28 protein-coding genes are annotated in these 26,955 nt (G+C 60.6%); 16 read left to right on the forward strand and 12 right to left on the reverse strand.

Features of this window, described 5'->3' with window-relative positions; genetic code table 11:
- Window position 1 precedes the first annotated feature (1 nt).
- From BLS87_RS01110 to BLS87_RS01130, 5 genes are all read right to left on the reverse strand, one after another.
- Window positions 2-1,627, reverse strand: coding sequence for a PAS domain-containing sensor histidine kinase (locus tag BLS87_RS01110; protein ID WP_074749558.1), 1,626 nt, complete (start codon window positions 1,625-1,627; stop codon window positions 2-4).
- A 63-nt stretch (window positions 1,628-1,690) separates the two neighbouring features.
- A complete protein-coding gene (locus BLS87_RS01115; protein ID WP_074749559.1) occupies window positions 1,691-2,491 on the reverse strand; it encodes an alpha/beta fold hydrolase in 801 nt (266 codons plus the stop codon).
- Between the two features lie 36 nt (window positions 2,492-2,527).
- A complete protein-coding gene (locus BLS87_RS01120; protein ID WP_074749560.1) occupies window positions 2,528-3,064 on the reverse strand; it encodes a carboxymuconolactone decarboxylase family protein in 537 nt (178 codons plus the stop codon).
- Window positions 3,065-3,182: 118 nt separating this feature from the next.
- Window positions 3,183-4,193, reverse strand: a complete 1,011-nt coding sequence (locus BLS87_RS01125) for an alcohol dehydrogenase catalytic domain-containing protein (protein ID WP_244165772.1) — start codon at window positions 4,191-4,193, stop codon at window positions 3,183-3,185.
- A 301-nt stretch (window positions 4,194-4,494) separates the two neighbouring features.
- Window positions 4,495-5,349, reverse strand: a complete 855-nt coding sequence (locus tag BLS87_RS01130) for an alpha/beta fold hydrolase (protein ID WP_074749562.1) — start codon at window positions 5,347-5,349, stop codon at window positions 4,495-4,497.
- A 428-nt stretch (window positions 5,350-5,777) separates the two neighbouring features.
- On the opposite strand from BLS87_RS01130, the gene BLS87_RS01135 reads away from it, so the two are divergent.
- The 5 genes from BLS87_RS01135 to BLS87_RS01155 all read left to right on the forward strand — a co-directional run bounded on the left by BLS87_RS01135 (window position 5,778) and on the right by BLS87_RS01155 (window position 9,810).
- The gene (locus BLS87_RS01135; RefSeq protein ID WP_074750205.1) at window positions 5,778-6,734 is read left to right on the forward strand and encodes a GlxA family transcriptional regulator; all 957 of its coding nucleotides are present in this window, start codon (window positions 5,778-5,780) and stop codon (window positions 6,732-6,734) included.
- A 270-nt stretch (window positions 6,735-7,004) separates the two neighbouring features.
- Entirely contained in the window at window positions 7,005-7,766 is a 762-nt protein-coding gene (locus BLS87_RS01140; RefSeq protein WP_074749563.1) for an SDR family oxidoreductase, read from the forward strand.
- Window positions 7,767-7,856: 90 nt separating this feature from the next.
- Window positions 7,857-8,498: a response regulator transcription factor gene (locus tag BLS87_RS01145; protein WP_074749564.1), complete on the forward strand. Its 642-nt coding sequence runs from the start codon at window positions 7,857-7,859 to the stop codon at window positions 8,496-8,498.
- Entirely contained in the window at window positions 8,498-9,241 is a 744-nt protein-coding gene (locus tag BLS87_RS33330; protein ID WP_083370567.1) for a helix-turn-helix domain-containing protein, read from the forward strand. The genes BLS87_RS01145 and BLS87_RS33330 overlap by 1 nt, the downstream gene beginning before the upstream one ends.
- 197 nt (window positions 9,242-9,438) lie before the next feature.
- The gene (locus BLS87_RS01155; RefSeq protein ID WP_074749565.1) at window positions 9,439-9,810 is read left to right on the forward strand and encodes a response regulator transcription factor; all 372 of its coding nucleotides are present in this window, start codon (window positions 9,439-9,441) and stop codon (window positions 9,808-9,810) included.
- Between the two features lie 1,224 nt (window positions 9,811-11,034).
- Here the strand turns inward: BLS87_RS01155 and BLS87_RS01160 are convergent.
- From BLS87_RS01160 to BLS87_RS01175, 4 genes are all read right to left on the reverse strand, one after another.
- Window positions 11,035-12,042 (reverse strand): zinc-binding alcohol dehydrogenase family protein, encoded by a 1,008-nt coding sequence (locus tag BLS87_RS01160; protein ID WP_074749566.1) that lies wholly within the window; start codon window positions 12,040-12,042, stop codon window positions 11,035-11,037.
- A gap of 267 nt (window positions 12,043-12,309) precedes the next feature.
- Window positions 12,310-13,701, reverse strand: a complete 1,392-nt coding sequence (locus tag BLS87_RS01165) for an aspartate aminotransferase family protein (RefSeq protein WP_074749567.1) — start codon at window positions 13,699-13,701, stop codon at window positions 12,310-12,312.
- A 20-nt stretch (window positions 13,702-13,721) separates the two neighbouring features.
- Complete coding sequence (locus tag BLS87_RS01170; protein ID WP_074749568.1) at window positions 13,722-15,194, reverse strand: NAD-dependent succinate-semialdehyde dehydrogenase; 1,473 nt, start codon at window positions 15,192-15,194, stop codon at window positions 13,722-13,724.
- A 180-nt stretch (window positions 15,195-15,374) separates the two neighbouring features.
- Window positions 15,375-15,854, reverse strand: coding sequence for an Lrp/AsnC family transcriptional regulator (locus tag BLS87_RS01175; RefSeq protein ID WP_074750207.1), 480 nt, complete (start codon window positions 15,852-15,854; stop codon window positions 15,375-15,377).
- A 185-nt stretch (window positions 15,855-16,039) separates the two neighbouring features.
- Here BLS87_RS01175 and BLS87_RS01180 point away from each other — a divergent pair, with 185 nt between their 5' ends.
- The 7 genes from BLS87_RS01180 (at window position 16,040) to BLS87_RS01210 (ending at window position 21,660) form a co-directional block, all read left to right on the forward strand.
- The gene (locus BLS87_RS01180) at window positions 16,040-16,816 is read left to right on the forward strand and encodes an amino acid ABC transporter ATP-binding protein (RefSeq protein WP_074749569.1); all 777 of its coding nucleotides are present in this window, start codon (window positions 16,040-16,042) and stop codon (window positions 16,814-16,816) included.
- A 38-nt stretch (window positions 16,817-16,854) separates the two neighbouring features.
- The gene (locus BLS87_RS01185) at window positions 16,855-17,664 is read left to right on the forward strand and encodes a transporter substrate-binding domain-containing protein (protein ID WP_074749570.1); all 810 of its coding nucleotides are present in this window, start codon (window positions 16,855-16,857) and stop codon (window positions 17,662-17,664) included.
- Between the two features lie 75 nt (window positions 17,665-17,739).
- Window positions 17,740-18,453 (forward strand): ABC transporter permease, encoded by a 714-nt coding sequence (locus tag BLS87_RS01190; protein WP_208605125.1) that lies wholly within the window; start codon window positions 17,740-17,742, stop codon window positions 18,451-18,453.
- The gene (locus BLS87_RS01195) at window positions 18,453-19,157 is read left to right on the forward strand and encodes an ABC transporter permease (protein WP_074749572.1); all 705 of its coding nucleotides are present in this window, start codon (window positions 18,453-18,455) and stop codon (window positions 19,155-19,157) included. The genes BLS87_RS01190 and BLS87_RS01195 overlap by 1 nt, the downstream gene beginning before the upstream one ends.
- Window positions 19,158-19,178: 21 nt before the next feature.
- Window positions 19,179-20,324, forward strand: coding sequence for an NAD(P)/FAD-dependent oxidoreductase (locus BLS87_RS01200; protein ID WP_341845428.1), 1,146 nt, complete (start codon window positions 19,179-19,181; stop codon window positions 20,322-20,324).
- A gap of 50 nt (window positions 20,325-20,374) precedes the next feature.
- The gene (locus tag BLS87_RS01205; protein ID WP_074749574.1) at window positions 20,375-20,728 is read left to right on the forward strand and encodes a cupin domain-containing protein; all 354 of its coding nucleotides are present in this window, start codon (window positions 20,375-20,377) and stop codon (window positions 20,726-20,728) included.
- A gap of 5 nt (window positions 20,729-20,733) precedes the next feature.
- Window positions 20,734-21,660 carry a 2-hydroxyacid dehydrogenase gene (locus BLS87_RS01210; RefSeq protein ID WP_074749575.1) on the forward strand — a complete coding sequence of 309 codons (927 nt, stop codon included), beginning with the start codon at window positions 20,734-20,736 and terminating at the stop codon, window positions 21,658-21,660.
- On the opposite strand, the gene BLS87_RS01215 is transcribed toward BLS87_RS01210, so the two are convergent.
- Window positions 21,654-22,565 (reverse strand): LysR family transcriptional regulator, encoded by a 912-nt coding sequence (locus tag BLS87_RS01215; protein WP_074749576.1) that lies wholly within the window; start codon window positions 22,563-22,565, stop codon window positions 21,654-21,656. The genes BLS87_RS01210 and BLS87_RS01215 overlap by 7 nt on opposite strands.
- Window positions 22,566-22,688: 123 nt before the next feature.
- Here BLS87_RS01215 and BLS87_RS01220 point away from each other — a divergent pair, with 123 nt between their 5' ends.
- The 4 genes from BLS87_RS01220 to BLS87_RS01235 are packed head-to-tail and all read left to right on the forward strand — an operon-like array spanning window position 22,689 to window position 25,950.
- Window positions 22,689-23,795 (forward strand): NAD(P)/FAD-dependent oxidoreductase, encoded by a 1,107-nt coding sequence (locus BLS87_RS01220; RefSeq protein ID WP_074749577.1) that lies wholly within the window; start codon window positions 22,689-22,691, stop codon window positions 23,793-23,795.
- Window positions 23,785-24,090 carry a (2Fe-2S)-binding protein gene (locus BLS87_RS01225; protein ID WP_074749578.1) on the forward strand — a complete coding sequence of 102 codons (306 nt, stop codon included), beginning with the start codon at window positions 23,785-23,787 and terminating at the stop codon, window positions 24,088-24,090. Before BLS87_RS01220 ends, BLS87_RS01225 begins: the two co-directional genes overlap by 11 nt.
- Window positions 24,087-25,610, forward strand: coding sequence for an NAD(P)/FAD-dependent oxidoreductase (locus tag BLS87_RS01230; protein ID WP_074749579.1), 1,524 nt, complete (start codon window positions 24,087-24,089; stop codon window positions 25,608-25,610). Before BLS87_RS01225 ends, BLS87_RS01230 begins: the two co-directional genes overlap by 4 nt.
- A complete protein-coding gene (locus BLS87_RS01235; RefSeq protein WP_074749580.1) occupies window positions 25,600-25,950 on the forward strand; it encodes a RidA family protein in 351 nt (116 codons plus the stop codon). The genes BLS87_RS01230 and BLS87_RS01235 overlap by 11 nt, the downstream gene beginning before the upstream one ends.
- A 51-nt stretch (window positions 25,951-26,001) precedes the next feature.
- Here the strand turns inward: BLS87_RS01235 and tspO are convergent, their stop codons facing one another.
- Together tspO and BLS87_RS01245 are read right to left on the reverse strand one after the other, a co-directional pair.
- Window positions 26,002-26,442, reverse strand: coding sequence for a tryptophan-rich sensory protein TspO (gene tspO / locus BLS87_RS01240; RefSeq protein ID WP_074749581.1), 441 nt, complete (start codon window positions 26,440-26,442; stop codon window positions 26,002-26,004).
- Window positions 26,443-26,534: 92 nt separating this feature from the next.
- Window positions 26,535-26,858 (reverse strand): hypothetical protein, encoded by a 324-nt coding sequence (locus BLS87_RS01245; protein WP_074749582.1) that lies wholly within the window; start codon window positions 26,856-26,858, stop codon window positions 26,535-26,537.
- Window positions 26,859-26,955 lie beyond the last annotated feature (97 nt).

A 26,955-nucleotide genomic window follows, 5' to 3' on the forward strand; every position in this document is an offset into this window, starting at 1 on the left:
TTTAGGGTGAAACGTGTGGAAACCCGCGACCGAGAGCGCTCGAGTGCGGTAACGCAGGCAATGTGAAGGCTACCTTGGCGCCCCCCTTGCCGTCATCCCTGTTTGCGAGTTGGATCAGCCCCCCGGCGGCCTCGATGATCGACCGACAGATAGGCAGCCCCATCCCCATTCCTGTGGCTTTGGTGGTAAAGAAGCTGTCAAACAGTTTCCCTTCGAGCCCGGGCGCGATGCCGGGTCCACTGTCCAGTACCTCGAGCCGGACTTCGTTAGCGCCAACAACCTCGCTCCTGACCGTCAGTTCGCGGGTCGTTGAGTTCGCACAGGCCATGGCTTGCGCGGCGTTCATGACCAGATTGACGATCACTTGCTGCATCAGCACCCGGTCAGCGCGCACAGGCGGTAATGATATCGCCAGATCGGTCGTAAGCCTTACCGAATTCTTGCGCAGCTCATGGTCAGTGAATTGAAGTGAATCCTGAATCACCTCGTTCAACGCAAGAGCCGTTTCTTGAGCCGGTCTGCGCAGGGCCATGCTGCGGATACGCGAAATCACATCGTTGGTGCGCTGGGCTTCGTCAACGATCTGCAACAGCGCGTTTTCGACCTCTCGCAAATCAGGCTCCGGCCTTTGCAGCCAGCGCAGTCCGGCTTGCGCATAGGTCGATATCGAAGTCAGTGGCTGGTTGATCTCGTGGGTGATGGACGCGCTCAATTCGCCCAGTATAGAAATGCGTGCCACATGCGCCAGTTCTGTCTGCATGATCTCCAGTGCGTGGCGCGCCTCGGCCAGTTCCGACAGGTCAATGATGCCAATCAGAATCACGCCGCGAGCAATGTTCTCTTTGGAGAAGCACGCGGTAAACAGGCATTCGAATTCCTTGTCTTCAAGGGTTCTTAACCGCGTGACCTCAATGTTGTTAGGTTGCCCGGTCAGGGATTTGGCGACGCAGCGGGCATAAACCTGAATGCTTTCGTCAGGCCAGTAACGATCGATCGCACCTAACATCTCGGTACGATCACCGCGGCCGAACAGTCGGACGCTGTGGTCGTTCAAATCGACCACCTGGGTGCTGTGCATGAAGTCGCGAACGACTTCAGGGTGGGCCAGGAAGTGTGCTTCGAGATCGCGAACGCCGGCGTCGAGTAGCGCGCGGATTTTGGGTCCGACCGCCGTGAAATCAAGCTCCCAGAATGAGGCGGCCATGGCCTGGAACAGATTACGGTAACGGTATTCGGTGGCCTTCAGATGCAGCTCTGTCTCTTTTGCCAAAGAAATGTCATAGCCGGTCTCCAGAACACCCACGGGATGACCCGCCGCGTCCCTGCGCAGTGACCAGCGGGCGTTCACAAGGCGGCGGGATCCATTGCCGGTCAGCCGGGAAAGTTCGCCTTCCCAATAGCCGTGCTCCAACAGCAGCGCGTCAACACCGTCGTAGGTTTCTTTCTCGTGCCTGCATTGAAGCAAGGCCCGGGCGCTGGTGCCCAACGCCGAGTGTGAGGGCCATCCGTACAGGGCAGCGGCGGCTGAATTCCAGAAATGGATATTCCCCTCCATGTCACGCACAAAAACGGCGTCGTGAAAACGCTCGAATACCTCGGCCTCGACGGAACTGATCGGTGGTGTCATTCGGCCGCCCTCAATAGGCTTTCGGCTTTCCAGGGGATCACCTTTTTCAAAGTGGGTATGGCGTTAATGCTCAATGGATACAAACCCGACAATGGAGGTGATGGTCTGAGGGTCGCTGAGAATCCTGCGATGCCCAAGCCCCTCTGTGATAAGCAGCGTTGAGTTCGCCCAGGCACTCTGGAGTGCTTGTGACTGCGTGACGCTTACGACGCGGTCACCCGTGTCATGAACAATAAAGCCCTGATGGCAAAGCCCGGCGGTCAGCGCCGGAAGATCTGCAGAATCCAGGCTGACGCGTGTGAACGCTTCTGCCCAGCGTTGAAAGGCCTTGGCTTGTGTGTCATCGAGCCCATGGGCGTGGGCGCTGCCGATCACGACCTGCTTCATGGAGCAAGGGCCACAGATGTGGACGCTTTTCTCTACCGACAGGCCGTTTGCCAATGCCCACAGCGCCGCCGTCGACCCACCCGAATGACTGATCAGTGAATGGAAGTCGCCGAGCACCTGGGCAAGCGCCAAGGCAGTCCTGCCGGCGTGGATCATGCTCGAGACAGCGCCCTCGGAGTCACCGTGGGCGGGCGCATCGAACAAGACCACAGAGAACCCTGCCGCGAGCAAGGGTTCTACAAAGCCCATGAGGTGCGAACCGCGACTGCACCAGCCATGCACGAGCAGAACGCGGGGGCCCTTTCCGAGGGTCCAATACACGATGTCTCGCGCATCGACCTTGAGCCGGGAGCAGGTCGCCGTGTCGAGAAAGGCCCTTTCTTGCGCCGTGGCGGGTACTCGGTCCGGGATAGCGAATGCCCTGCATGCCGCCTCGAGGGCGGGATCGTTCGATAGCAGGTTCTGGAACGTACTCATGGGCTGAGTCCTTGAGGCCTGATGCCGCTCAGGCGGTTACTCGGGCTTGGGGAAATCGACGGTGGTGTCGTTGATGCGATTGAACACGTTGGTAAAGGTGATCACGGAGATCGCCAGTCCGATGTGAACGACTTCTTCCCCGCTGTAGCCGGCTTCCTGCAGCGCCTGCACCTGAACATCAGGAAGTGTGCCGGGGTTGAGCGCCAGATGACGAACGAACGCCACGAGGGCATCTCGCTTGGTGTCCCCGGTCACTTGGCCTTCACGAATGCGGTGCATGGCCTCAACGGAGAGCCCGACCATTTTGCCGACCATGCTGTGGGCCGCCACACAGTAGTCACAGCCGGCCAGTTCACTGATCACCAGCTTGATGGTTTCCTGATCGGGTTTGCTCAGAGGGCCGCCGGACAGCACTTTATCGGCCGCCAGCATCGCCTGGAGCGCAGCAGGTGCCAGGGTTGCGAGGGTGGCGTAGGCGTTAGGGACCTTGCCCAACGATTTTTTGATGCCAGCGTAGATGTCTGCCGTTGCGCCGGTGGCTTGGTCTGCGGGAACAGAGGTAAAACGTGCCATGGTGAATCTCCAGATCTCAATGTCAGCGGGTTTTCAAATAACGGCCTGAGTGGCCTCGGAATCATCCGTGGAAATCGGCGCCCGGGATGTCTCCCCATGGACGCCGACTGCGGCTATCTCATGGGTGTTGAGGTGACGACGGTTTCATGACCAGAACCGCACGCAGCCGAACGTCCGCGCGCATCATTCGGTCGTAGGCCTCTTGCGCCTGTTCGAGGGGGAAGGTCTCAACCTGCGCGCGAATGTCTTGAAGGTTGGCGAAAGCGAGTGTCTGCTCGTTGTCCGCCACCGTGCCGGTGAGTGCGCCGGCGACGGAGCGTGCGCCGAAGATCAGATCCGTGGCGTTGACGCTGATAGGCTCGCCCGGTACGGCGACCACCACCAGCTGACCACGTGGCGACAGGCCCGGGATGGTCTGCGCCATGCCCTGTGCGGTCGGGGCGGTGCCGAGCACGACGCGTGCGCCGCCCATGGAGCGCAATACGGCGGCGACGTCTTCTACCGTGGCGTCGATGTATCGATGGGCCCCCAGGGATAACGCCAGCGCTGCCTTGTTCGCCCCGCGCGCGATGGCCACGGTGTGGAAACCCATCTTGCGGGCGAACTGCACCCCCAAGTGACCCAGGCCGCCAAGCCCGTGAATGGCCACCACATCACCCGCTTGGGCACCCGAGTGACGGAGTGCGTTGAACGTGGTGAGGCCTGCACACAGCAGAGGAGCGGCTTGCGCAGCGTCGAGGTCTTCCGGCACCTTCACCAGCCCGCGTGCTTCAGCGAGCATGATTTCGGCGTAGCCGCCATCGGTGGTCATGCCGGTGATCACCGGGTTTTGGCAAGTGACCGGGTCACCTTGGCGGCAGGACGGGCAAGTGCCGTCTTCGCCCGCAAGAAAGCCCACGCCGACGCGCTGGCCCACGCGCCATTCATGAACGCCATCCCCCACGGCGTCGATGCGCCCGATGACTTCATGCCCAGGCACGCGGGGGTAGGGGACGCCTGCAAAACCTTCAACCGTGGCGCTGTCCGAATGGCAAACGCCACAGGCTTCAACCTCAATGCGGACCTGGCCGGGCCCGGGCGTTGGAACCGGGCGTTCCACCAGTTCAAGTTGACCGGGTGCGGTTGCCACAACTGCTCTGTAAGTCGTGCGGGTTGTCATATGTCACCTGAATGCAAGGGTGTGTTGTTGGGCGTTCGCACACGCTTGCGGGCCAAAGGCGTGGCTTTTCATCGCGTGCACGAGAGGGCTTGAACGCGCGAGAGCCGAGCGCCAAGGGTTGTGTTCAGTGATTCGCCAGCGGCATCGGCCACGGTTCTGCATGTCGGATCTCCTTCGCAGGTGCGAGAAGAAGCAGTCCGTTGCCGTCTTGCTGGAAGTTAAAGGGGGCCAGCAGTCCGGTTGCTCGAACGGTGGCCCGATTGCTCAGGCATCAGTCATTCGAAGCGTCGACGAAAGCCGCGATGTGTTTGGCCGCAGTGCGTGGGTACTGCAGTTGTGGGCCATGCCCGGAACTGGGGAAGGTCACGATGTGCAGGGTGGGTAGCTGATCGCTGAGGGCGTACCAGTTCTCCACCGGGAACGCGATGTCGTGATCGGCCCCAAGGTGCAGGACCGGAATGTCCGTCGTTTTCAGTACATGGAGCACGGCATCGACCGGGAACACCGGATTCTTGGGCCCGTCGCCCAGCTGCGCGCCCGCCCATTCGTGAGGAACGGCGGGGCTTGCGTCTTCTCTGTTCGACGCAAGCCGCGCCCACGAACGCTCAGCGGCGGCTCTGCTGGAGGCTGAGTCGGGCTCGAAGAACAGACTGACGAAATCCTCGAAGTCGTTTTCGCGCTTGGCCAGTTCGTAAAAAAGCGGCTCGCCCATTTTGGCCAGCTTGCCTGGAGGCGTTGTTGCGATCAGCACCAGATGGCTGACGAGTTGAGGCGCTTGGGCGAGGACAATTTGCGCCGCGACACCCCCGATCGACCAGCCGCCGAGGGCAACCTTTCCTAATCCCAACGCGGTGATCAGCTCAATGGTGTCCTTCGCCAGCACGCCCGGGTTGTAACTTTTTTCACCCGTGGATCGCCCCAGGCCGCTGTAGTCGAATACCGTGACCTGGAAACCCTGCTGCGCGAGGCCGTCGAGAAATACCGGGTCCCACGATTCCATTGTTCCGCGAAACCTGACGCAAAGTACGAGAGGTGTGCCTTGTCCAAACGTTCTGTAAGCGAGCGTCCTGCCACTGATGTTTATATATTGAGTGGGTGCATGAAAACTTACGGAATGTTCAGTCATAGCGGTTGCTCTTTGTTATTGAAAGCGTCATATACCGACTAATTAAGCGCAGGGGCCGCTGGCCTCGCTGGCGTTATCGTGTGACTGTTATTACAACGATCAAGCGGAAGGCTTGACTAGGACTCTGGTGCTTATTGTGTAAGTTGTTCGGGTGCTCGGTGTTGCCGGCTCTTTAGTGTGTGTCGCGCACACTCTAACGGCTGCACAGGTCGTGCAGGTGCGGCGTTAAAGTGAGTGAGTTACAGCGTGGCTTAAGTGTTCGGCTTGGCGTAGGATGCAACCGTGATCATCCCCCGATGACCTGCCAGCCCCTTCGTTGCATGACCTCTCTTGACGTGCGACCAGTAGAGTCATCGTGCATCGCGTTGACTGGAATTGAAACGACATTTACGGTCGTGTTTTCGGACATGACGCCGGACGGAGAGAAAATGCACAAGATCGGTTACTTCTTGACGGAAGGATTCCAGGTCATGGCGCTGGGCACCCAGTCAGTGTTCGAGTTCGCCAACGTCGTCGCCAAGGAGCAGGTCTACAAGGTCACCAATTATTCGCTGACCGGCGGGGTCATCACTTCATCGATCGGGGCGTCGGTCAACACCGAGCGAGCGTCCTCCGAGTCGCAGGCCGATACGTGGATGGTGTCAGGCATTGTCGATCCCCTTGCCCGGGACAGCACGGTCGATGAGCTGGATTTCGTCAAGTCTGCCGCGGGTCGCGCCCAGCGCGTGGGCGGGCTGTGCACGGGCGCATTCGTGCTCGCCGAGGCCGGATTGCTTGAGGGGCGGCGTGTCACGACGCACTGGGCGTATGCGGGTGTCTTTAAGGAGCGTTTTCCGAACACCCATGTCGAGGCTGACAGGATCTTCATTAATGACGGCAGCATCTGGACATCAGCCGGGCTCTCTTCGGCCATGGATCTGGTACTGGGGATGGTCGAGAATGACCTGGGGCATGAATTGGCCAATAAAGTCGCTCGCGTCCTGGTCATGTATCACCGCAGGTCGGGCGGGCAGTCCCAGCACTCGGAAATGCTCAAGATAGCGCCCAAGTCTGACCGGATTCAGGCCGCGCTGGCCCACGCGCGGGCCAACCTTGGAGGTGATTTGAGTGCCGATGCCCTGGCCAGGGTCGTTCACCTCAGTGAGCGGCAATTCAGGCGGATTTTCCTGGCGGAAACCGGCATGTCCCCTGCCAAAGCCGTGGAGCAGCTCCGGCTTGAGACCGCCAGGAACATGATTCAGCGGGGTCACCACCCGCTGGAAGTCATCGCCAGGGAGACAGGGTTTCGAGACAGACGGCATCTGCGTGAAGTGTTTATCCGCAAACTAGGCGTATCGCCACAGTCGCTACGACGTGATGCCCGAGAAGATGACTCGGTTGTATAAAACCATTGAAGTATCGGGACGAGCGGGTGCCTGTGTTTATCGGGTAAACCCCTCGTCTCGATACGCGACCTATCCTTTCGTATGAATTGACCCTGCCGTCTTGCGGGTCCAGAGTTAGTGACAACACGCTGCAGTTCGCCGTAATAACCCCGGCTTCTTTACGCTGTTTAGGCGATAAATAAGTTGTAGGCGACTGACGGCTTAACCGGCGCTGATGGCCGGCACATCATGAAGTGTTGTCATGAACTTCCCACGTTAGGATTGATCCCCATGCAACTGACCAATAACACATTATTTATTACCGGTGGCGCCTCGGGTATTGGCCGTGGTCTCGCAGAGGCTTTCCATAAACTGGGTAATAAAGTCATTATCGCAGGCCGCCGCAAGGCGTTACTCGATGAGGTCATCGCGGCCAATCCGGGGATGGAAGGGCTCGAGCTCGACATCAATGACCCCGAAAGCATCGATAAGGTGGCCAAGACGCTGATCAGCCGCTACCCGTCGTTGAACGTGTTGATCAACAACGCGGGGATCATGCCGTTCGACGATGCCGCCGGGCACATCGACGAAGCCACGATGATCGGAACGATCACGACCAATCTGATGGGGCCGATCCGCCTGACCTCGGCGTTGATCGAACACCTGAAATCGCAGCCTCGTGCCGTGATCATCAATAACACCTCCGTTCTGGCCTTCGTGCCGTTGGCCGGCAATGCGGTTTACTCTGCCACCAAAGCGGCGCTGCATTCTTACTCCCTTTCTCAGCGTTTTACGCTGCGTGACACATCGGTGACGGTGCAAGAAATCGCGCCGCCTTGGGTCAATACCGATCTCGTTCACAAGGGCGATGATCCTCGTGCGATGCCGCTCGATGCGTTTATCGAGGAGACCATGCTGGGCCTGGCGACCGATGTGCCCGAGGTGATCGTCGAGGCCATCCGCCCATTGCGTGACAACCCGGGTTCGCAGGAGCACGCGTTGATTCATGGGTTCAACCAGTCGTTGGTGGATAACCCGATTCCTGTGGGTTAACCGCACCGGTCATGAACTCTGCGAGTGGGTAGCGCTGAACGCGTCCGGTTTTGCCTGGCGCGTCACCGCCGACAGTCGTAAGGAGGCTGAATGCATACCTTCACGTCTTCGCCGCCCACCCCAACGGGTGCGCCCATCGTTTTCGTGGTAGATGACGACCAAGTGGTCAGCGGCGCGGTCACGAGTTTGCTCAAATCGGTGGGTTACGACGTCAGGGCGTTCTCGGGCCCCAACGAAATGCTCGCGGACCCGCTGGCCGGTTTGGCCGGCTGCCTCGTGCTGGACGTCAGGCTGCAAGGCTACAGTGGATTTGACCTGCAGCAACGACTCTCGGAATCCGGCAACCATCTGCCCATCGTTTTCATGACGGGGCATGGGGATATCCCCATGTCGGTGCGTGCCATGAAAGCAGGTGCCGCGAACTTCTTGACCAAGCCCTTTCGATCCCAGGATTTGATTGATGCCGTGACCGAAGCGGTCGCGGCCTATCAAGCGTATCTGGAAAAACAACGTGCCCTTGATTCTCTGCGCAAACGGTTCGAATGCCTGACGCCCAGAGAACGGCAAGTCATGGTCGGGGTCGTCAACGGATTATTGAACAAGCAGATCGCGAGCGACCTTGTGGTCAGTGAGATCACGGTAAAGCTTCACCGCGCCAACATGATGCGGAAAATGCACGCCAACTCCATTGCAGACGTCGTCATGGCGGGTCATCAACTGCAACTCTCCTGATGGGTGCGCCGCCCTTCGTGGTGGTGTTCCTGCGGCGCATCGTGATGGCGGGCAAAGAAGCTTCAGGGGCCGTATCGCCCATTTCATCCGATGCAGAGGATATTCGTGTGGTCATGTTACCGGGCATCAAACTGACTCGACTCGAGCGATCGATGGAGTCTTACTCTGGAGGCGCGCTCCTCAAAAGCGCGAAGGCAAACCCCGCCGATCCTGGGAGCCTGTTTTTCGATACCCGCCTTTACGACGACGGTTCTTCGGCCCGTGCGGCCGGTTTGATTGAAGAGCCTGGCTTCTCCTCACGTTTTTGCAATGAATATGACCGGACCGAGCCTCAAGCCGAGGTTGATGATCAACAGTCGCCAAAGCGCACCCAGGAAAACCTGGCTCCCTGGCGGGTCAAAAGAGCCAAGGCGTTGATGATAGAGCTCATGGACCAAGGCTGTTCGATTGAGCGCGTGGCGAATGAGTGTGCGATCTCCAGAAGCCATTTCTCGCGGGCGTTCAAGAATGCCACTGGGTTGGCTCCGCACGACTGGCTTCGCCAGGAAAAAATACGCCGCGCCGAAGCGCTGCTGAGAACAGGGCGAGTGCCCATCAGCCGAGTGGCGCAAGAATGCGGATTTTCGGACCAATCTTACTTCACGCGCGTATTCAGGCAGTTGAAAGGTGTAAGCCCACGGCGCTGGCAATCGCAGAACTGCGGTGAGGTCACGCACTTGGTGGATGTCGCCGCGTCCTGTTAAACCTGACGACAGGCTTAACGGCGGGCCCTGGTCAGTACTCCATTAAATTCCAATCAAGTCTGCACTTCATCACCGAGAACAAGCGGATGAACACGAGGGGTGGGTACTTCCCCGCACACTGTATTCGCTAGAGTGGACGTCAATGACGGGCGCACGCTGCATTTAATCCGTGTCTTCGTGAGCCCAGGAAAAATAACGTGAATAACGCCCCCTGTATCGCTATCGTCGATGACGATAAATCATGCCGAATGGCCCTTGGCAGTCTGGTGCGCTCTTTAGGCTACCGGCCTTGCCTGTTTTCTTCTGCCGAAGAATTTCTCGCCTCTACAGACATCGATAACACCGATTGCTTGATATCCGATGTGCAAATGCCAGGCATGGATGGACTGGATCTGCAGCGGAAACTGGCTGAAACCGAACGCCACATTCCGATTATCTTCATCACGGCTTACCCAAAAGAATCCGTTCGCACACGTGCGGTGACGGCGGGCGCGGTGTGTTTCCTGGCGAAGCCCTATAACGCCCAAGTGATCATTGACTGTATCGAGCAAATCGTTTCGAAGGGCTGAACGCTGCCTCGGTAGCGTTGAAGGAGCGCGGCTTGTGTCAGCGCCGCATTTCACGTTCTGCCTCGCAGCGGTTGCACAATCAGGCGACTCGATGAGGCCTGACACTCCGCATTCACCGGTTTTGCTGCCGGTTCCCGGCAGATCGCGGGACAAGCCACGCTCCTACCTACGACGAGGCTGTGCGGGGTATGACGTCGGGTTCCTTCAGGCAGAAGCGATGTTGGGGGGGGATTCGAGGCTTTTGATTCTGGCCGGAGGCCGTAGGAGCGACCGGGGTGGCGTTCCACCTTGTCCCGCGATCTGCCGCGCAGCGGCAGTAGAGTCAGGCAACTCGGTGTGTCAGAGAGACCGCATCAGCCGGGTTTGCTGCCGGTTCCCGGCAGATCGCGGGACAAGCCACGCTCCTACGACGAGGCTGTGCGGGGTATGACGCCGGGTTACTTCGGGCAGAAGCGATTTTTGGGCGGGGATTCGAGGCTTTTGATTCTGGCCGGAGGCCGTAGGAGCGCGGCTTGTCCCGCGATCTGCCGCGCAGCGGTAGCAAAATCAGGCGACTCGGTTTTACCTGACACACAGCATGCACCGGTTTTGCTGCCGGTTCCCGGCAGATCGCGGGACAAGCCACGCTCCTACGACGAGGCTGTGCGGGGTATGACGCCGGGTTCCTTCGGGCAGAAGCGATGTTGGGGAGAATTCACAGCTTTTGATTCTGGCCGGAGGCCGTAGGAGCGACCGGGGTGGCGTTCCACCTTGCCCGCGATCTACCGCGCAGCGGTAGCAAAATCCGGCGACTCGGTTTACCTGACACACAGCATGCACCGGTTCTGCTGCCGGTTCCCGGCAGATCGCGGGACAAGCCACGCTCCTACGACGAATCTGTGCCGGCTATGACGCCGGCTTCCTTCGGGCAGAAGCGATGTTGGGGAGAATTCACAGCTTTTGATTCTGGCCGGAGGCCGTAGGAGCGACCGGGGTGGCGTTCCACCTTGCCCGCGATCTGCCGCGCAGCGGTAGCAAAATCAGGCGACTCGGTTTTACCTGACACACAGCATGCACCGGTTTTGCTGCCGGTTCCCGGCAGATCGTCCGAGTGCGGCCCAGAGCAAGCGCGCTCCCACGACGAATCTGTGCCGGCTATGACGCCGGTTTCCTTCGGGCAGAAGCGACGCTGTGCGTGATATGAAAACCGTGTCCACCGGGCAGACACGTCAAGCGGCGGGTGTACTAGAACCCTTCCAGCACGATCTTGCCCCTCGCGCTGTGGCTTTCGATCAACACGTGGGCGCGGCGGAGATTCTCGGCGTTTATCGCACCCAAATGCGCGCCGGTGGTGGTTTGCAGAACGCCCGAATCGATCAGTTCAGCCACACGGTTCAGCAATGCGTGCTGCTTGATCATGGCAGGAGAGCGGTACATGGAGCGGGTGAACATGAACTCCCAGTGCAGCGAGATGGATTTGCGCTTGAGGGGCATCGCATCCAGCGTGGCGGGGTCGTCAATCAGGGCAAGTTGACCTTCGGGTTTGAGCAGGGCAACGATCTGCTCGTAGTACGTATCGGTGTGAGTCAGGCTGATGACATGATCGACTTCCTTGTGACCCAGATCGCTCAGCTGAGCCTGAAGCGGCTGGCGATGGTCGATGACGTGATGAGCGCCCAGTGCCGTGACCCAGTCTTTGGTTTCCGTTCGGGATGCGGTGCCAATGACCGTCAATGCCGTCAGCTTGCGGGCGAGCTGAACCAGGATCGAACCCACTCCACCCCCTGCGCCAATGATCAGCAGCGTCTCACCGTGACCTGCGCCTTCCTTCACACCAAGACGGTCAAACAGCAATTCCCAGGCAGTGATGGTCGTCAGCGGGAGCGCGGCGGCATCTGCGACGTCGAGAGAGGAAGGGCGATGACCGGCAATGCGTTCATCCACCAGCCCATATTCGGCATAGCTTCCCGGGCGGGTGATGTCGCCGGCGTACCAGACCTTGTCGCCCACTTTGAACGCGCTGACCTCGGTCCCTACGGCCTCGACCGTTCCGGCAGCGTCCCAACCCAGGATGCGCGGCGAGGCCGTTGGCATGCTGTTGCGCAACTTGCTATCGACCGGGTTGACAGAGATCGCCTCGATTTTAACCAGCAGGTCATGTGGGCCAGGCACCGGTGTCGGAACTTCGATGTCATACAACGAAGTTAGGCTGTCGATGGGCAATCCTGGCTGATCGTACACGATGGCTTTCATGATATGGCTCCTGGAAAAGTAAGCGGGGTACTGCCTTTATTCACTCAACGCGCTGTGAGCGGTGCTGTAGGCGTGGAGCAATTGTGAGTGGTCTCTAAAGCGCATGGATGACGGTAATCATGTGATTCACGCATCACCCGGCTCACGGCCATAGTGCAACGCATTGGGGCAAATAAAATGACGCAGACCTTCCGGATTCCGGACATTGAAACGCCCATGAAAAAGCCCTGAGAACCCACGTTCTCAGGGCTTGATGGGGCGTGAAATTTAAACCTTCAATTCGTCCATCACACTCAGCACGGCTTTATGCGCCAGGCCGACGATTTCATCGATTTCGCTTTGGGTGGTCACCAGCGGAGGTGCGAAACCCAGGATGTCGCCGTGAGGCATGGCACGGGCGATCAGGTTCAGGTCGCGGGCGGCCTTGGAGACGCGGGCACCGACCTTGAGGGCCGGATCGAAGCGGGTTTTGGTAGCAGGGTCGGCGACGAATTCGATCGCCGCCATCAGGCCGACGCCACGCACTTCACCGACGATCGGCAAACCGGCGAACGTCTCTTTCAGGCTCTGCTGGAAGTAGCTGCCCACCCGGTGCGCATTGCCCGGAATGTCTTCGCGCTCGACGATGTCCAGCACGGCATTTGCCGCGGCGACGCCCAGTGGGTGACCGGAGTAGGTGTAGCCGTGGGAGAAGGCGCCGACTCGATCCGCACCGTCTTCCAGCACCTTGTAGACCTTCTCACCGACGATGGCGGCGGACAGCGGAACGTATGCCGAGGTCAGGCCTTTGGCGACGGTGATGAGGTCCGGTTCGATGCCGTATTTGTCACAGCCGAACAGGGCGCCCGTGCGGCCAAAACCGGTGATGACTTCGTCCGCGATCAGCAGAATGTCGTACTTTTTCAGGATCGGTTGAATCGCTGCCCAGTACCCGGCTGGCGGCGGCGTGATACCCCCCGTGCCGAGGACCGGTTCAGCGATGAACGCGCCGATGGTGTCCGGGTCTTCGCGCAGGATGAGGGCTTCGAGTTCTTCGGCGCGGCGGGCTGAAAACTGCTCCTCGCTCTCGCCAGGTTCCGCACCCCAGTAATGGTGTGGCACGCCGGTCTGAAGAATGCCGGAAACCGGCAGGTCCATATGGTCGTGATAGAAGCTCATTCCGGTCATGGAACCGGCAATGACCGAGCAACCATGGTATCCGCGCTCGCGGCTGATGATTTTTTTCTTCTTCGGCAGGCCGCGCAGGTTGTTGTAATACCAGACCAGCTTGGCTTGGGTTTCGTTGGCGTCCGAGCCGGACATGCCATAGAACACTTTGCTCATCTTGCCCGGCGCCATGCGCACCAGACGGTCAGACAAACGTGCCAGGTCTTCCGTGGTGTGCGCGGCGTAGGAGTGGTAGTAGGCCAGTTTGTGCGCCTGGCGGGAAATCGCATCGGCGACCTCGGTGCGGCCGTAGCCAACGTTCATGCAGTACAGCCCGGCAAAACCGTCGATGTACTCGCGCCCGGTGGCGTCGGTGATGCGGATGCCTTTGCCGGTTTCGATGATGGTCGGGTTCCCGGCCTTGCCGCTGGCGAAATCCTTCAGCTGGGTGAACGGATGCAGTACGGACGCACGGTCGAGTGCGCTGATCTGGTCCTGAGTGTGTTTATCCATGATGAATACTCCAAGCGGGGTTAGAGGCTGCCGACGCAGACGTATTTGAGTTCCATGTATTCAGCCAGGCCGTGACGAGAACCTTCCCGCCCCAGGCCTGATTGTTTCCAGCCGCCAAACGGAATCGGCGGCCCTGTGAAGCGTGCGGTATTGAGGGCGACCATGCCGAACTCCAGCCGGTCCGAGACGCGGGCTGCGCGGCGGGTGTCGTTGGTGTAGACGTAAGCGGCGAGGCCGTATTCGCTGTTGTTCGCGCGGCGCAGGACTTCGTCTTCGCTGTCGAAGGGCAGAAGGGCGGCGACCGGGCCAAAGGTTTCCTCCACCGCGATGTCCATGTCGTCGGTAACGTCCGCAAGAACGGTCGGGGTGACGAATGAACTGCCAAGGGCGCTGTTCAAGCCGCCGGCGGTCAGTCGTGCGCCCAGCGCCAGGGCGTTGCCAATCTGGTCACGGCATTTGTTGGCCACCGACACACGCGTCATCGGCCCGATGTCCACGCCGTCTTCCAGGCCATGGCCAACTTTCAGCTGGCGCGTCGCTTCACTGAAGGCCGCTACGAAGGGCTCGTACAGCGCCCGTTGAATATAGATGCGATTGGCTGCCAGGCAATCCTGCCCGGAGGTGGCGAACTTCGCGCCGATGCAACCGGCCACCGCTTCTTCCAGCGAGGCGTCGTCGAAGACGATGAAGGGCGCATGCCCGCCCAATTCCAGCGAAACCTTTTTCAGCGTCTGCGCCGACTGCTGCAGCAGCAGCCGGCCTATCTGGGTGGAGCCGGTGAAGCTGAATGCGCGCACTTCCGGGCGCTCCATCAGCCGTGCGCTGAGCGTCGGTGCATCGCCGGTCACCACTTGGAATACGCCAGCCGGCAGGCCGGCTTCCTCGGCCAGCCTGGCCAGTGCCAGCGCTGAAAGCGGCGTTTCTGGAGCAGGCTTGACGATCATGCTGCACCCGGCCGCGAGGGCAGCGGCGGCCTTGCGAGTGATCATGGCGTGGGGAAAATTCCACGGGGTGATCGCCGCCGTGACACCAATAGGCTGCATCCGCGTACTGAGCTGGCTGCCTGGCAAATGACTGGGGATCGACTCGCCGTAGCTGCGCTCGCCCTCGGCGGCGAACCAGTCCAGAAAGCCGGCCCCGTATTCGATTTCCCCCAGCGACTCGTTGAGCGGCTTGCCTTGCTCGACGGTCATCAGGATGGCCAGGTCCTGGGCGTGTTCCCGGCACAAAGCTGCCCAGCGTCGCAGCAATGCACCACGCTGTGCCGGGCGCAAATCCCGCCAGGTCAGGAACGCTTCGCTGGCGGCATCGATGGCGGTGTCCAGCCACTGGACAGTGCAATGGGCAACGTGAGCGATCACGGCGCCGGTGGCCGGATCGGTCACAGGGAGACGCGACTCACCCTCGACCCATGTTCCATTGATGTAGGCGCGGGTCTCCAGCAAATCCGGACGGCGCAGTTGCTCAAGCGCGAGTGGGGCAAGGTGGTTCATGTGCAGAGTCTCATCGTCGATGACGGGCTGATGACTCATTTTACGGACGGGCCCTAGGGGCAAAGCTGCGTAACGGCAGTCGATAGCGCAGCAATACTGCGAATAACGGAAAACCGCGCAGCTTTACTGCGGCTCCGGGGTCAAATCCGTTTCTGCAGGGAAGTCAGGATGGGCGGAGCGCTATTTGACTTCAACGGCGCCCGGTATCGGGATGCTGAAACCTGCCTTGACCCGGTCCATGACCACCATGGTCTTGAAGCCCTTGATGTTCGGGTTGTTGTAGAAGAACTGCCGGGTGAATTGCTCGTACTCCTCCATGTTGCGTGTCGTCACGACCAACACGAAGTCGGCATCACCGGTGACGTAGTAGCCGCTCATGATTTCCGGGGTCGTGCGGATCGAATGTTTGAAGGTGTCGATGATGTCGGCCCGCTCGCGCTCCAGCGAGACCATCACCAGCATCATCACGTCGCGCCCGACGGCTTTGGGCGACACCACGGCAATGTCGGCCTCGATGATCCCCGAACTGCGAAGCCGCTTGAGACGGCGCTGAATGCCGGTGCTGGACAGGCCGACCAGCTCGCCCAGTTCTTCGCTGGACACGCGGTTGTTGCGTTGCAATTCGGCAAGCAGCCTTGCATCGATTCTGTCCAGTTCCACGGTCATGATCCCCTGAGGCGGCTTGAGTTCGCCCTAGAGTAGCCGATGGTTCCCAGCGTGCAGAAGTCCATTGTGAATAACATTTGGTTATGCACGGCAATATTTATCGCATTTGACAGTATGGTCGCCACGTTCCAGATTGAGGGCACGCCCACCCGCCGATCCGCTTGAACTGGAGCATCGATTTGAACACGCAGACATCACCCGTTGTGCTCAGAGTCGATGCGCTGCACAAGCAATTTGGCGATACCGCGGTGCTCAAAGGTATTGATCTGAAGGTCCGTCAGGGAGAGGTGATCTCGCTGATAGGCTCCTCGGGGTCGGGCAAAAGCACGTTTCTGCGCTGCCTGAATTTTCTCGAAATGCCGACCTCCGGCGCCATCGAAGTCAACGGCCGTGATCTGCACATCGAAACCCGCAGCGACGGCAGTGTGCACTTGAGCAATCCTCGCCTGGTGGATGCGTTTCGTGCCGAACTGGGCATGGTCTTTCAAAGCTTCAACCTGTGGCCGCACCGCACGGTGCTTGAGAACGTCACCGAGGCGTTGGTCTGGGTGAAGAAGTTGCGACGTGACGAGGCTCGGGAGAGGGCGCTCGACGTGCTGACCCGGGTTGGCATGGCCGAGAAGTGTTCAGCCTATCCGTCGGCGCTGTCGGGAGGACAGCAGCAACGTGTCGCCATCGCACGGGTGTTGGCGATGAAGCCCGGCATCATGTTGTTCGACGAGCCCACCTCCGCGCTTGACCCTGAACTGGTGGGTGAAGTGTTGCGGGTCATCCGCCAGCTCGCGGATGAGGGCAATACGATTTTGCTGGTGACCCACGAGATGCGTTTTGCACGGGAAGTCTCCAGCCGCATCATCTTCCTGCACCAAGGGGGCATCGAGGACGACGGCACCCCGGAAGAGGTCTTCAATAACTCCAAGTCCGAACGCGTCAGGAAATTCCTTGCGCAACATTGAATCACTGCCGTCACTGAACTGACCTTAGGTATCTCTCGATGAAGAAGACATTGCTCGCGTTCGTTTGTGGCTCTGCGTTGATCACCATGACCTCGGTCGTCAACGCGGCGGAAGATACATTGACGGTAGGCACCGAGGGCGATGCCCCGCCTTACAGCATGGCTGACGTCAACGGGAATGTGACCGGCTACGACGCCGACATTGCCAATGCGGTGTGCAGTGAAATGAAAGTCAAATGCCGCTTCGTGGTCCAGTCGTTCAGCACGCTCATTCCCTCGCTGAGCACGGATCGATTCGATGTCATCGTGTCGGGCCTGGGCATTACCGAAGCGCGCAAGAAGCAGATCGATTACTCCATACCGTACGGCGGTGTGCCGCAGTATTACGTGATCGCCAAGGATTCGCCGATTGCCGCGCTGGGCTCGATCTCTGAAATCGAGAAGCAGCTCGACGGCAAAACGGTGGGTGTGGTCAACGGCACCACCTACGCCAAATACGTGCAGAAGCATCTGCCCAAGTCCGAGGTGAAGACCTACGACGCGACGACCCAGATGCTGGCCGATCTTGAGGCCGGACGCATTGATTCCGCTTACAGCGATTCGCCCACCTGGACGGATTTCTTCAAGACGCCGGGCGGTGCGAAGTTCACCCGCGTGAAGGTCGCCGTGCGACAAGCCGATGACCCGACCGTGCTGGGCTACGGCATGGGCGTCGGGATCCGTAAAGGCAACACCGCGTTGCAGGCGAAGGTCGACACGGCCCTCTGTGCACTGTCGAAAAAAGGCGAACTCTCGGCGATCAGCCAGAAGTGGTTCGACGAAGACTACGCCATCGCCTGCAAGCAGTAGAACGGCCACCGTGGCTCTTGCCAGCGTGTGGGGCAAGAGCAGCGTTCATGCAGTATTGAATGAGTCGGGTGGTTGATGACTGACGTATGGCGGTTTTTATTCGAGCAGGGCTGGGCGGTTTCCCTGCTCAAAGGCAGTGCCGTGACCTTGGGATTGGCTTTGCTGGGCATGTGCGTCGGCTTGATCGTCGCGCTGCCACTGGCGATCGTGCGCTGGCGCGAGGTCTATGCGCTGGGCCGCTTGGTCGAGGCCTACACCATGCTGGTACGCAGCATTCCGGGGCTGCTGATCATCTACCTGATTTTCTTCGGCTCAGTGCAGGTCGTCGACAAGATCGGTGCGTTCTTCGGGTTTCAGTCGGCGTTGCGCAGCGCCTATCCGTTTCTGATGGGGGTGTTGGCCATCAGCATCATTTCCAGTGCCTATTCGGTGGAAGTGCTGCGTGGCGCACTGCAGGCGATTCCGGAGGGGCTGATCGAGGCGTCGAAATCACTGGCGATGCCGCGCAGGGCCATTTACCTGCGAGTGGTCTTGCCGCTTATGTTGCGCGGTGCGTTGTCGGGCCTCAACAACGTCTGGCAGATGACGATCAAGGACACCTCACTGGTGTCGGTTGTCGGCCTGGGCGAGTTGATGCGAACGGCGGCGCTGGCGGCGGGCATCTCCCGTAGCCCGCTGGTTTTCTACCTCATTGCCGGCCTGGTGTTTCTGTTGATCACCTGGCTCAGCCAGCGACTGTTTCGGGTGTGTGAAGTGCGCCTGAATCGCGGATTCAGAGGGGCACACTGATGGACATGGAGTTGCTGCAGGAAGCCATTCCGTTTCTGCTCAAAGGGGCACAGGTGACCTTGCTCATCGGGTTCTTCGGCGTGGTGGTGGGGCTGCCGTTGGGGGTTCTGCTGGCGCTGCTGCGGTTGTCCGGCAGGCGGTGGGTCGTGGCCGGTTGCTCGGCGTTCAGCGCGTTCTTTCGGGGTACGCCGCTGTTGGTGCAGCTGTTCATTCTTTACTACGGGTTGGGGCAGCTGGAGTTCGTGCGGCACAACCCGGTCCTCTGGTGGGTGGTGGGCAGCAGTCTGAACTGCGCGATTCTGACCGTGGTGCTCAATACCGTGGCCTACACCTCCGAAATTTTTCGGGGAGCGTTCCAGTCGATACCCCACGGCCTGGTAGAGGCCGCGCAAGCCTGCGGCATGTCGAAGTGGATCACGCTGCTTCGGGTTCGCTTTCCGCTTGCGCTGCGCCAGGCTTTGCCGGCGTATGGCAACGAGATCGCGATTGTCGTGAAGGAGTCGAGCCTGGCGTCGACCATCACGGTGCTCGAGATCACCGGATACGCCAAACGGTTGATGAGCGAAACCTTCGCCATCATCGAGATTTTTGTGATCGCCTCGGTGTTTTACCTGGTGATCAATCTGCTGGCGATGCTGCTCGTGCGCCAGTTCGAGAAGTACTTGTCGGGAGGCGTCAAGGCCACCCGCAACATTCGGATCTGATTCCCGCGTCCGCGGGATGTCATTAGTGCGCGCGACGCCTGTCGCGCTCTGCTCAAGGGTCGTTTCATGAAACACATCATCGTCGTCGGCGCTGGCGCCGTCGGGCTTTCCTGCGCGCGTGCCGCACTGAAACGCGGTCATCGAGTCACCGTTCTGGAGCAGGGTCCGTTACCCAATCCCCAGTCGGCGTCCTATGACCAGCACCGGATGATCCGTTACCAATACGGTGACGCTGAAGGCTATACGCGGATGGTTGGCGAGGCTTTTGGCGCCTGGGACCGACTCTGGCAGGACATTGGCGAGCGTCACTTTGTGCCCACAGGCACCTTCGGCGTGTCCCTTGAGGCGAACGACGAAATCCAGCTGACCGTGCCGACGTTCAAGCGCCTGGGGATATCCCACGAATTGATGGACGGTGCCGCGGCGGAGCGGCTGTGTCCGCAACTCACGCTTCCGGCATCGGCTCAGGGCCTGTATCAGGCCGACGGTGGCGTGCTGTTCGCCGACCGCATCGTCGACAGCCTGCTGGCCTGGGTGCGAGGGCAGGGCGGGGAACTTCGTTCGCAGAGCAAAGTGGCTCACATCGACACCTTCAGCAGTCGCGTGACCCTCGATAACGGCGACGTGCTCCAGGGCGATGCGGTGGTGGTCGCGGCGGGGGCCTGGCTTCCGGGCTTGATGCCGCAACTCGACGATCTGCCGATCTGGCGCCAGGCGGTGTGCTATGTCGATGCACCGCAGCAGTACCTGGCGGATTGGGCCAACGGTCCCTGCCTCACCGACCTTGGCATTGGCGACAACTACGCCTTGGCACCTGCGGGCGGGACCGGCCTCAAATTCGGCTCCGGATTGCACCGCCGCGCCGGTACGCCAGCGCTCACAGGGTTCAAGGCCGATGTCCAGGAAGGCTACGAGGTCATCGCCCACTTTGCCCCTTACCTGCGCGATGCATCGGAGTACCGACCGGTTCGCATGGCCGTCGGTTATTACGTCAAGGACGCGTCGAGCAAATTCCGTGTGCAGCAGGATGGCCAGGCCGTGGTCGTCACCAATTGCGACGGTCAGATGTTCAAGTTTTCCACGTTGATGGGCGAGCGGGTGCTTGCGTGCATCGACGGGGAGTTGGCCGCTGACGAGCTTACGCGCTGGGCGGCGGGCGAGCGGTAATCCATTTATCAATACCTATTCAACAGCACTCAACGAACAGGACACAGAACATGAGCTATTTGACCCATTTCGATTTTTCCAACCTTGGCGCCGGCCGCAAAGGCGAGCCACTGCCAGGCCGTCTGGTGGAGGGCGACCCGCAGTTCACCACCTGGGACATTGCAAAAAGTGCTGACGGTCGCGTCACGGCGGGCGTCTGGGAAGTCACTCCCGGCGCGTACTGGTCGATCAAGGGCGAGAGCTGGGAGTTCTGCTCCATCCTCTCCGGCGTGTCGGAATTGGTGGAAGAGGGCCAACCGGTCAAGCGCATTCAGGCGGGGGATAATTTCATCATGCAACCTGGCTTCAAAGGCATCTGGCGCGTGATCGAAACCACCCGCAAAGTCTGGGTTCAGCTGGACTGACGGCCATGAGTCTGGTCTACAAGGCTGACCCTGAACGCGGGGAGGAATGGCGTGCGCTGTTCCGGCAGTTGGCGCCGCAGATGCCGTTTTACATCTGGCCGCAAACCGGGCCGGTGGAAGACGTGCGTTACCTGGTGGTGTGGCAACCACCTGACCGGTTGGCCGAGCGGTTTCCCCATCTGGACGTCCTGTTTTCAGTGGGCGCGGGTGTCGACCAACTGGCCGGGGCTGATATTCCTGCGCACCTGCCCGTGGTGAGAATGACTGAGCCGGGGATTGCTCAGGACATGGCCGAGTACGTCACGTTGGCGGTGCTTGCACTGCACCGTGACTGGCCGCAGTACCTGGCGCAGCAACGGCAGGCGGTCTGGCGGGAGGTGCGCAATGTGCCCGCCGCCAGGCGCCGTGTCGGTGTGCTTGGCCTGGGGCGGTTGGCCCGGCAGGCGTTGCGGCAATTGCAGCCGTTTGGTTTCCCCCTCGCGGGCTGGAGCCGTTCGGGGGGAGAGATTGAGGGCGTGGAGGTGTTTGCCGGTGATGCGCAGTTGCCGGAATTCCTGGCGCGCACCGACATTCTGGTGTGCCTGTTGCCCTTGACCGATCAGACACAGGGTGTGCTCGATCGGCGCTTGTTCTCGCAACTGCCCCAGGGCGCTGCGCTGGTGAACGTCGGGCGTGGGGGCCATTTGGTCAATGCCGATTTGCTGGCCGCGCTGGACGAGGGGCGCCTGCGCGCCGCCGTGCTGGACGTGTGCGACCCGGAGCCATTGCCGCCAGATCACCCTTTCTGGCATGACGCTCGCATTTTGCTGACCCCGCACGTTGCCAGCATGACGCGCCCCGAGACCGCCGTGACGACGGTGCTCGAGGTGATCGCCCAGCACCGGGCCGGTTTGCCGTTGGCGGGCGCCATCGACCGAAGCAAGGGTTATTGAGGGGGGGAAAGGTCAAGGCCGGTTTGAGCGATCAGATCGTTGTGCCAGTCCATGAACTGTTTGCGGAACAGATCGACGATTGCCGAGCGGTTGCGCCCCGACTGGCGAAGCTCGGCAAAGCTGGCATCAATGAACACGCCGAACGGCCGGATGGTGATGCCCTTGTCGAGGAAGTCGAGCGTGGCGGTGGGGTCAAGGATGGTGATCCCGGCGCCTGCTGCGACCATGATCAACGCCGTGTGGGACAGCAACGCCTCCAGCGTCACGGTGCGCGGCACGCCAGCCAGCGCCACCTCCACGCGCATGGCGAACAGGCTGCCAGGTTCGAGTGCGATCATCTTTTGCCCGGCCAGATCGGAAGGGTAGATCACTGCTTTCTGCGCCAATGGATGCCCATCCGGCAGGGCGACCACCGCTGCGATAGGTTGCATCGCCACATCGAAACCGGAACGGTCGATCGGACCGTCCGCATACCCCAGATCGGCTTGTCCGGACGCCACGGTTTCAATCACCTGCGGGGAGCCGAGACCGGTGACGGCCACGTAAAGATTGGGCTTGTCGAGCACGAATTGCGCCACGAAACGCGGCAGGATTCCGCTCGCCAGCGCCGGCATGGCCGAGATCCGCAGTGAGCCGGCGGAGTGACGACTGATGTCGGCGGCCACTTGCGTCAATCGATCCAGTCCGACGAAGGAGCGTGTGACTTCCTTGATCAGGGTGAAGGCCGCCTGGGTGGGAATGATCTGGTTACCGTGGCGCTCGAACAGCAGCAAACGCGTGGCGGCTTCAAAATCCCGGATCAACCGGCTGACAGCGGGTTGTGTGACGGACATGAGTTCCGCAGCAGCGGTCATGCTTCCCGTGGTCATGACCGCTCGAAAGGCTTCGACCTGCCTGAAGTTCATTGAGCGGCTCCATAATATTGGCTTATGCACGAGGCGTTTTTAGGCATTTGACCTCATGCTCGTCGAATCGCACATTAACCGCAACCCGCACGTTCGGTGCAGTGATTTAAAGCAGGAAGCGGTGTGGAAGAGCGCGAAATTGTCGTTATCGGCGGGGGCCTCATGGGCGCCGCGCTGGCGTGGGGTCTGGCGGGCCTTGGCCATGAGGTGTTGGTGCTCGACGGTGGTGACCTCGACCCGCGTGCCTCACGCGCCAACCTGGGGCTGGTCTGGGTCAGTGACAAAGGCCTCAATCAGCCGCACTACGCGCTGTGGTCCAGGGACGCCGCGTTGCAGTGGCCAGCCTTTGCCGAGACCCTCGAGCGCGAGACCGGTATCGACCTGCAATTGCAGCAGCCGGGTGGCTACAACTTCGCCTTGTCGGAACGCGAACTCGCTCAGCTGCAAGCGAACATGGCGACCATTGCCGCCCAGACCCATGGCGGCCTGGGCGATTACGAAATGCTGGGTCGCGCTGAGCTCCGCGCGCGCTTGCCGCACATCGGGCCGACCGTGGTCGGCGCTTCGTTCTGCCGCTATGACGGCCATGTCAACTCCCTGCGCCTGTTCAACGCCTTGCACCTGGGGATGGCCAGGCGTGGAGTGGAATACCGTTCGCATTCTCCGGTGCAGCACATCGAACCGATGGCGAGCGGATTCACCGTGACCGGATCATGGGGCGCGCTTCGGGCACGCAAGGTGATACTCGCTGCGGGCCTGGACAACACGCGTCTGGCGCCCATGGTCGAAATGTCCGCTCCGTTGGTGCGCTCCAAGGGGCAGGTCATCGTGACGGAGAAGTGTCAGCCCTTTTTCGACTCGGTGGGCGGCTCGCTGCGACAGACCGGCGAGGGCAGTGTGCTGATCGGGGAAAGCCAGGAGACGCAGTCCAATGCGTTGGCGGTCAATCACGGCATCAGTGCCGTCCTCGCCGATCGCGCCGCGCAGATATTCCCCGTCATCCGGCACTTGAATGTGGTGCGTATCTGGACCGGCCTGCGAGTTAAAACGCCCGACGGCATGCCGATTTATGAACAGTCGGCTGCGTATCCCGGCGCCTTTCTCATGCTCTGTCATTCCGGTGTCACGCTGACCTCGCTGCACGCAATGCACATTGCTCCGCAGATCGCGTCGGGACACCTGGCGGACTCATTGCTGCCGTTTCATTCGCGGAGGTTGCATGTTTCGTAGACTCGCTCCGATTTCCCAAGCCGTAAGCTTTGAATTCGAGGGCCGCCCGATGACGGCTGAAAAAGGTGAGAGCGTGGCGCTGGCGTTGCTCGCTTCAGGCATTCAAAGCTGCCGTGACAGTGTCGTGAGTGGGGAACCTCGGGGACCTTACTGCCTGATGGGTGCCTGTTTCGAATGCCTTGTGGTCATTGATGGTGTTCCCAGCTGCCAGGGCTGTCAGGTTGAGGTGAAGGCCGGGATGCGCGTCGTTCGTCAGTCAGGTGCGCGCTCGATGGATGAGGCGACCCCATCATGACGGCCTCAGTGATTGCGCACGCAGGCGACCTCGTCGAGCTGTACGACGTGATCGTAGTCGGCGCGGGGCCGGCTGGCATGAGCGCAGCGGCCCTGATGTCCGCAGAAGGCCTGAGCGTTCTGGTGCTGGATGAAAACCCGGCGCCCGGTGGGCAGATCTATCGCCACATTACCCTCAACGCCCAGACCAAGAGGCCGTATCTGGGCGCCGCGTACTGGGCCGGCCGGCCGATAGCGGCCGTGTTCATGACGTCTGCGCTGACCTATGCACCGCGTTGCCGGGTGTGGAGTCTGGACAGCGCGAACCCGTCGCTGGATGAGCCTTATGCACGGGTCGGGATTTCGTTGGGCGGCGTCGCCCGGCATGTTCAAGCCCGGCGAGTCATTCTGGCCACGGGTGCATTGGAACGCCCGATGCCGGTGCCCGGCTGGACGCTCCCCGGCGTCATGACGGCGGGCGCTGCGCAGATAGCGCTCAAATCCGCCGGCCTGGTGCCGTCAGGGCGCGTCGTGCTGGCGGGCTGTGGGCCATTGCTCTACCAACTCGCCGTCCAGCTCAAGGATGCGGGCGCGGACATCGTTGCCTTGCTCGACACGGGCGGGGGGCTGCGGCGCGGCTGGCGGTATCTGCCTTCATTTCTCGTTTCGCCCTATGCGCTCAAGGGCGCTGCGTTGCTGTTCAAGGCGCGACGCAGCCTGAGGGTGGTGTCCGGCGTTCGGCGGCTGCAGGTAGAGGGACGGGATCGCGCCACTGCCGTGCGTTTCAAGACCGACCGCTTTGAAGAGACGCTGACCGTTGATCACCTGCTGCTGCACCAGGGAATTATCCCGGACACCGCGTTGGCCAATTCCGCTGGCTGCGCCCTTGAGTGGAATGAAACGCTTCGAGCCTTTCAACCCAGGACCGATGACCGCGGGTGCAGCTCGCTGCCCGATATTTTCATCGCCGGGGACGGCGCTCGAATGGCCGGAGCCCTCGCGTCCGCTGAGGCCGGACGGGCTGTCGCACTGGCAGTCATGGCCGAGTTGTCGCCGGGCGATGCCCATCCGTTCGAAGCGCGACGCCAGGGTACGCTTCGCGAATGCGCACGGTTGCAGCGTGGGCGACCCTTCATCGACACGGTCTATTTGCCCGCCCGCCATTTCCTCGCACCTGAGGACGAATCGACCGTGGTCTGCCGGTGTGAGGAGGTGACGGTCGGTGCCATTCGGCGTGCGGCTCGCCGCGGCGTGACAGGGCCCAATCAACTGAAGGTGTTCACTCGCTGCGGCATGGGGCCTTGCCAAGGGCGAATGTGCGGTTCCACGGTGGCCGAACTCCTGGCGGATGAGCAGGGCACCGAGCCGGGTGACATTGGCACCTACCGACTGCGTCCGCCCATCAAGCCGCTCAGGCTGTCCGAAATCGCAGCATTACCGCACGGCGACGCCGACACGTTTGCCGTGACCGGGCTGCACCCCGAAAACGCCACCGACGCCTCCCCATCCCTTACTGAACGAGCCCTTTGCGATGACCGTTAGACATTTGCAAACCCCCATCATGCACCGCGTCGTCGAGCACGGCGGGCTTGTGTTCCTGGGTGGCGTCACCGCCGATGACGAGCGCCTGGACATGGCGGGGCAAACGCGACAGGTACTCAGCAAAATCGACGACTACCTTGCGCTTGCGGGAACGGACAACACCAGGCTCCTGAGCGCAACAGTCTTTTTGACTGACCTGACGCTGAAACCGGCCATGGACACCGTCTGGAAGGCATGGGTAGGCGGCCCGGACTTGCCGGCTCGCGCGACGGTGGGTGTCGCTGATTTAGGGGGAAATGCGTTGATCGAGGTGGTGATTACCGCCGCCAGTCGCGGTTGAAGAAAGATTGTGCGGCTGGCGTCGGTAATGAAGCTGGCAGGGCGCTCCCCGTTATCGGTTTTGACGCAATATCGAGAAGTTCAGCGCAGCGGCCACGCACAGCCAGACCAGGTAGGGGAACAGGATCAACCCGGTGATGACGTCCAGTTGCAGCGCCATGACGACCATCACAGCGACCACGACCCAAAGCACGGCCAGTATCACCATGGCGGCAAGCATCCGGTTCGCCCCAAAAAATACCGGTGTCCACAGCGTGTTGAGGGCAATTTGTGCAGCCCATAGCGCCAACACGGTCTCGCTGCCAGGTAGCTGCGTCAGTCGATAACCCGCCCAGGCGAGCAACAGATAAATCGTCGTCCAGGCGACAGGGAAGAGCCAGTTGGGCGGAGTGAACCTGGGCTTCTGAAGCGATGCGTACCACGCACCCGGTTTGAAGATGATGCCGGTAGTGGCAGCGGCGCAGCAGGCTATCAGGAAGATATAAAAGGTCATCGGTTGTCCTTGGCTGAAGAATCCGGGTTTGAGCGGCCAATGGGCCATCTGAGGATTGGACGCTTATACGCGTGAAAAGTCCGTTCTGCTGTTCAAGCATCGCCTGAATCCCGCGTGCGGTACTCATCCGCGTAAGGGGTATTCGCGACCTTGTAGCGGTTGAAGTCTGGCGAGCCGTCCTCCCACCAGACCGGTCCACGTTCTCCCAGTGCCACTTTAGCGGTCTGAACGGCCGCCCGTGCGACCTTCATCTCGTCAGGGTCGCCCGAAGCTTTCGCTGCTTTTACTGCCCTGCGTGCCTCCATGAGCTGATTGACCCAATGCTGCCGTTCACCTGCATCAAGGGCGGGATTCGAGCAACGCCATAGCCGTCCATTGACGACAAGATAGCGTCCATCAGGGGTGGTTGTGTTCATAGACGCTCCATCATTGTCTCTTACCGCTTTGACCCGCTGGCACGCCGATCAGCTCATCTGAATGAGTGAACTGTCGAGGTGCACTGTGGCCTCACCC

The sequence above is a fragment of the Pseudomonas abietaniphila genome, assembly GCF_900100795.1.
Taxonomy (GTDB): Bacteria; Pseudomonadota; Gammaproteobacteria; order Pseudomonadales; family Pseudomonadaceae; genus Aquipseudomonas; species Aquipseudomonas abietaniphila.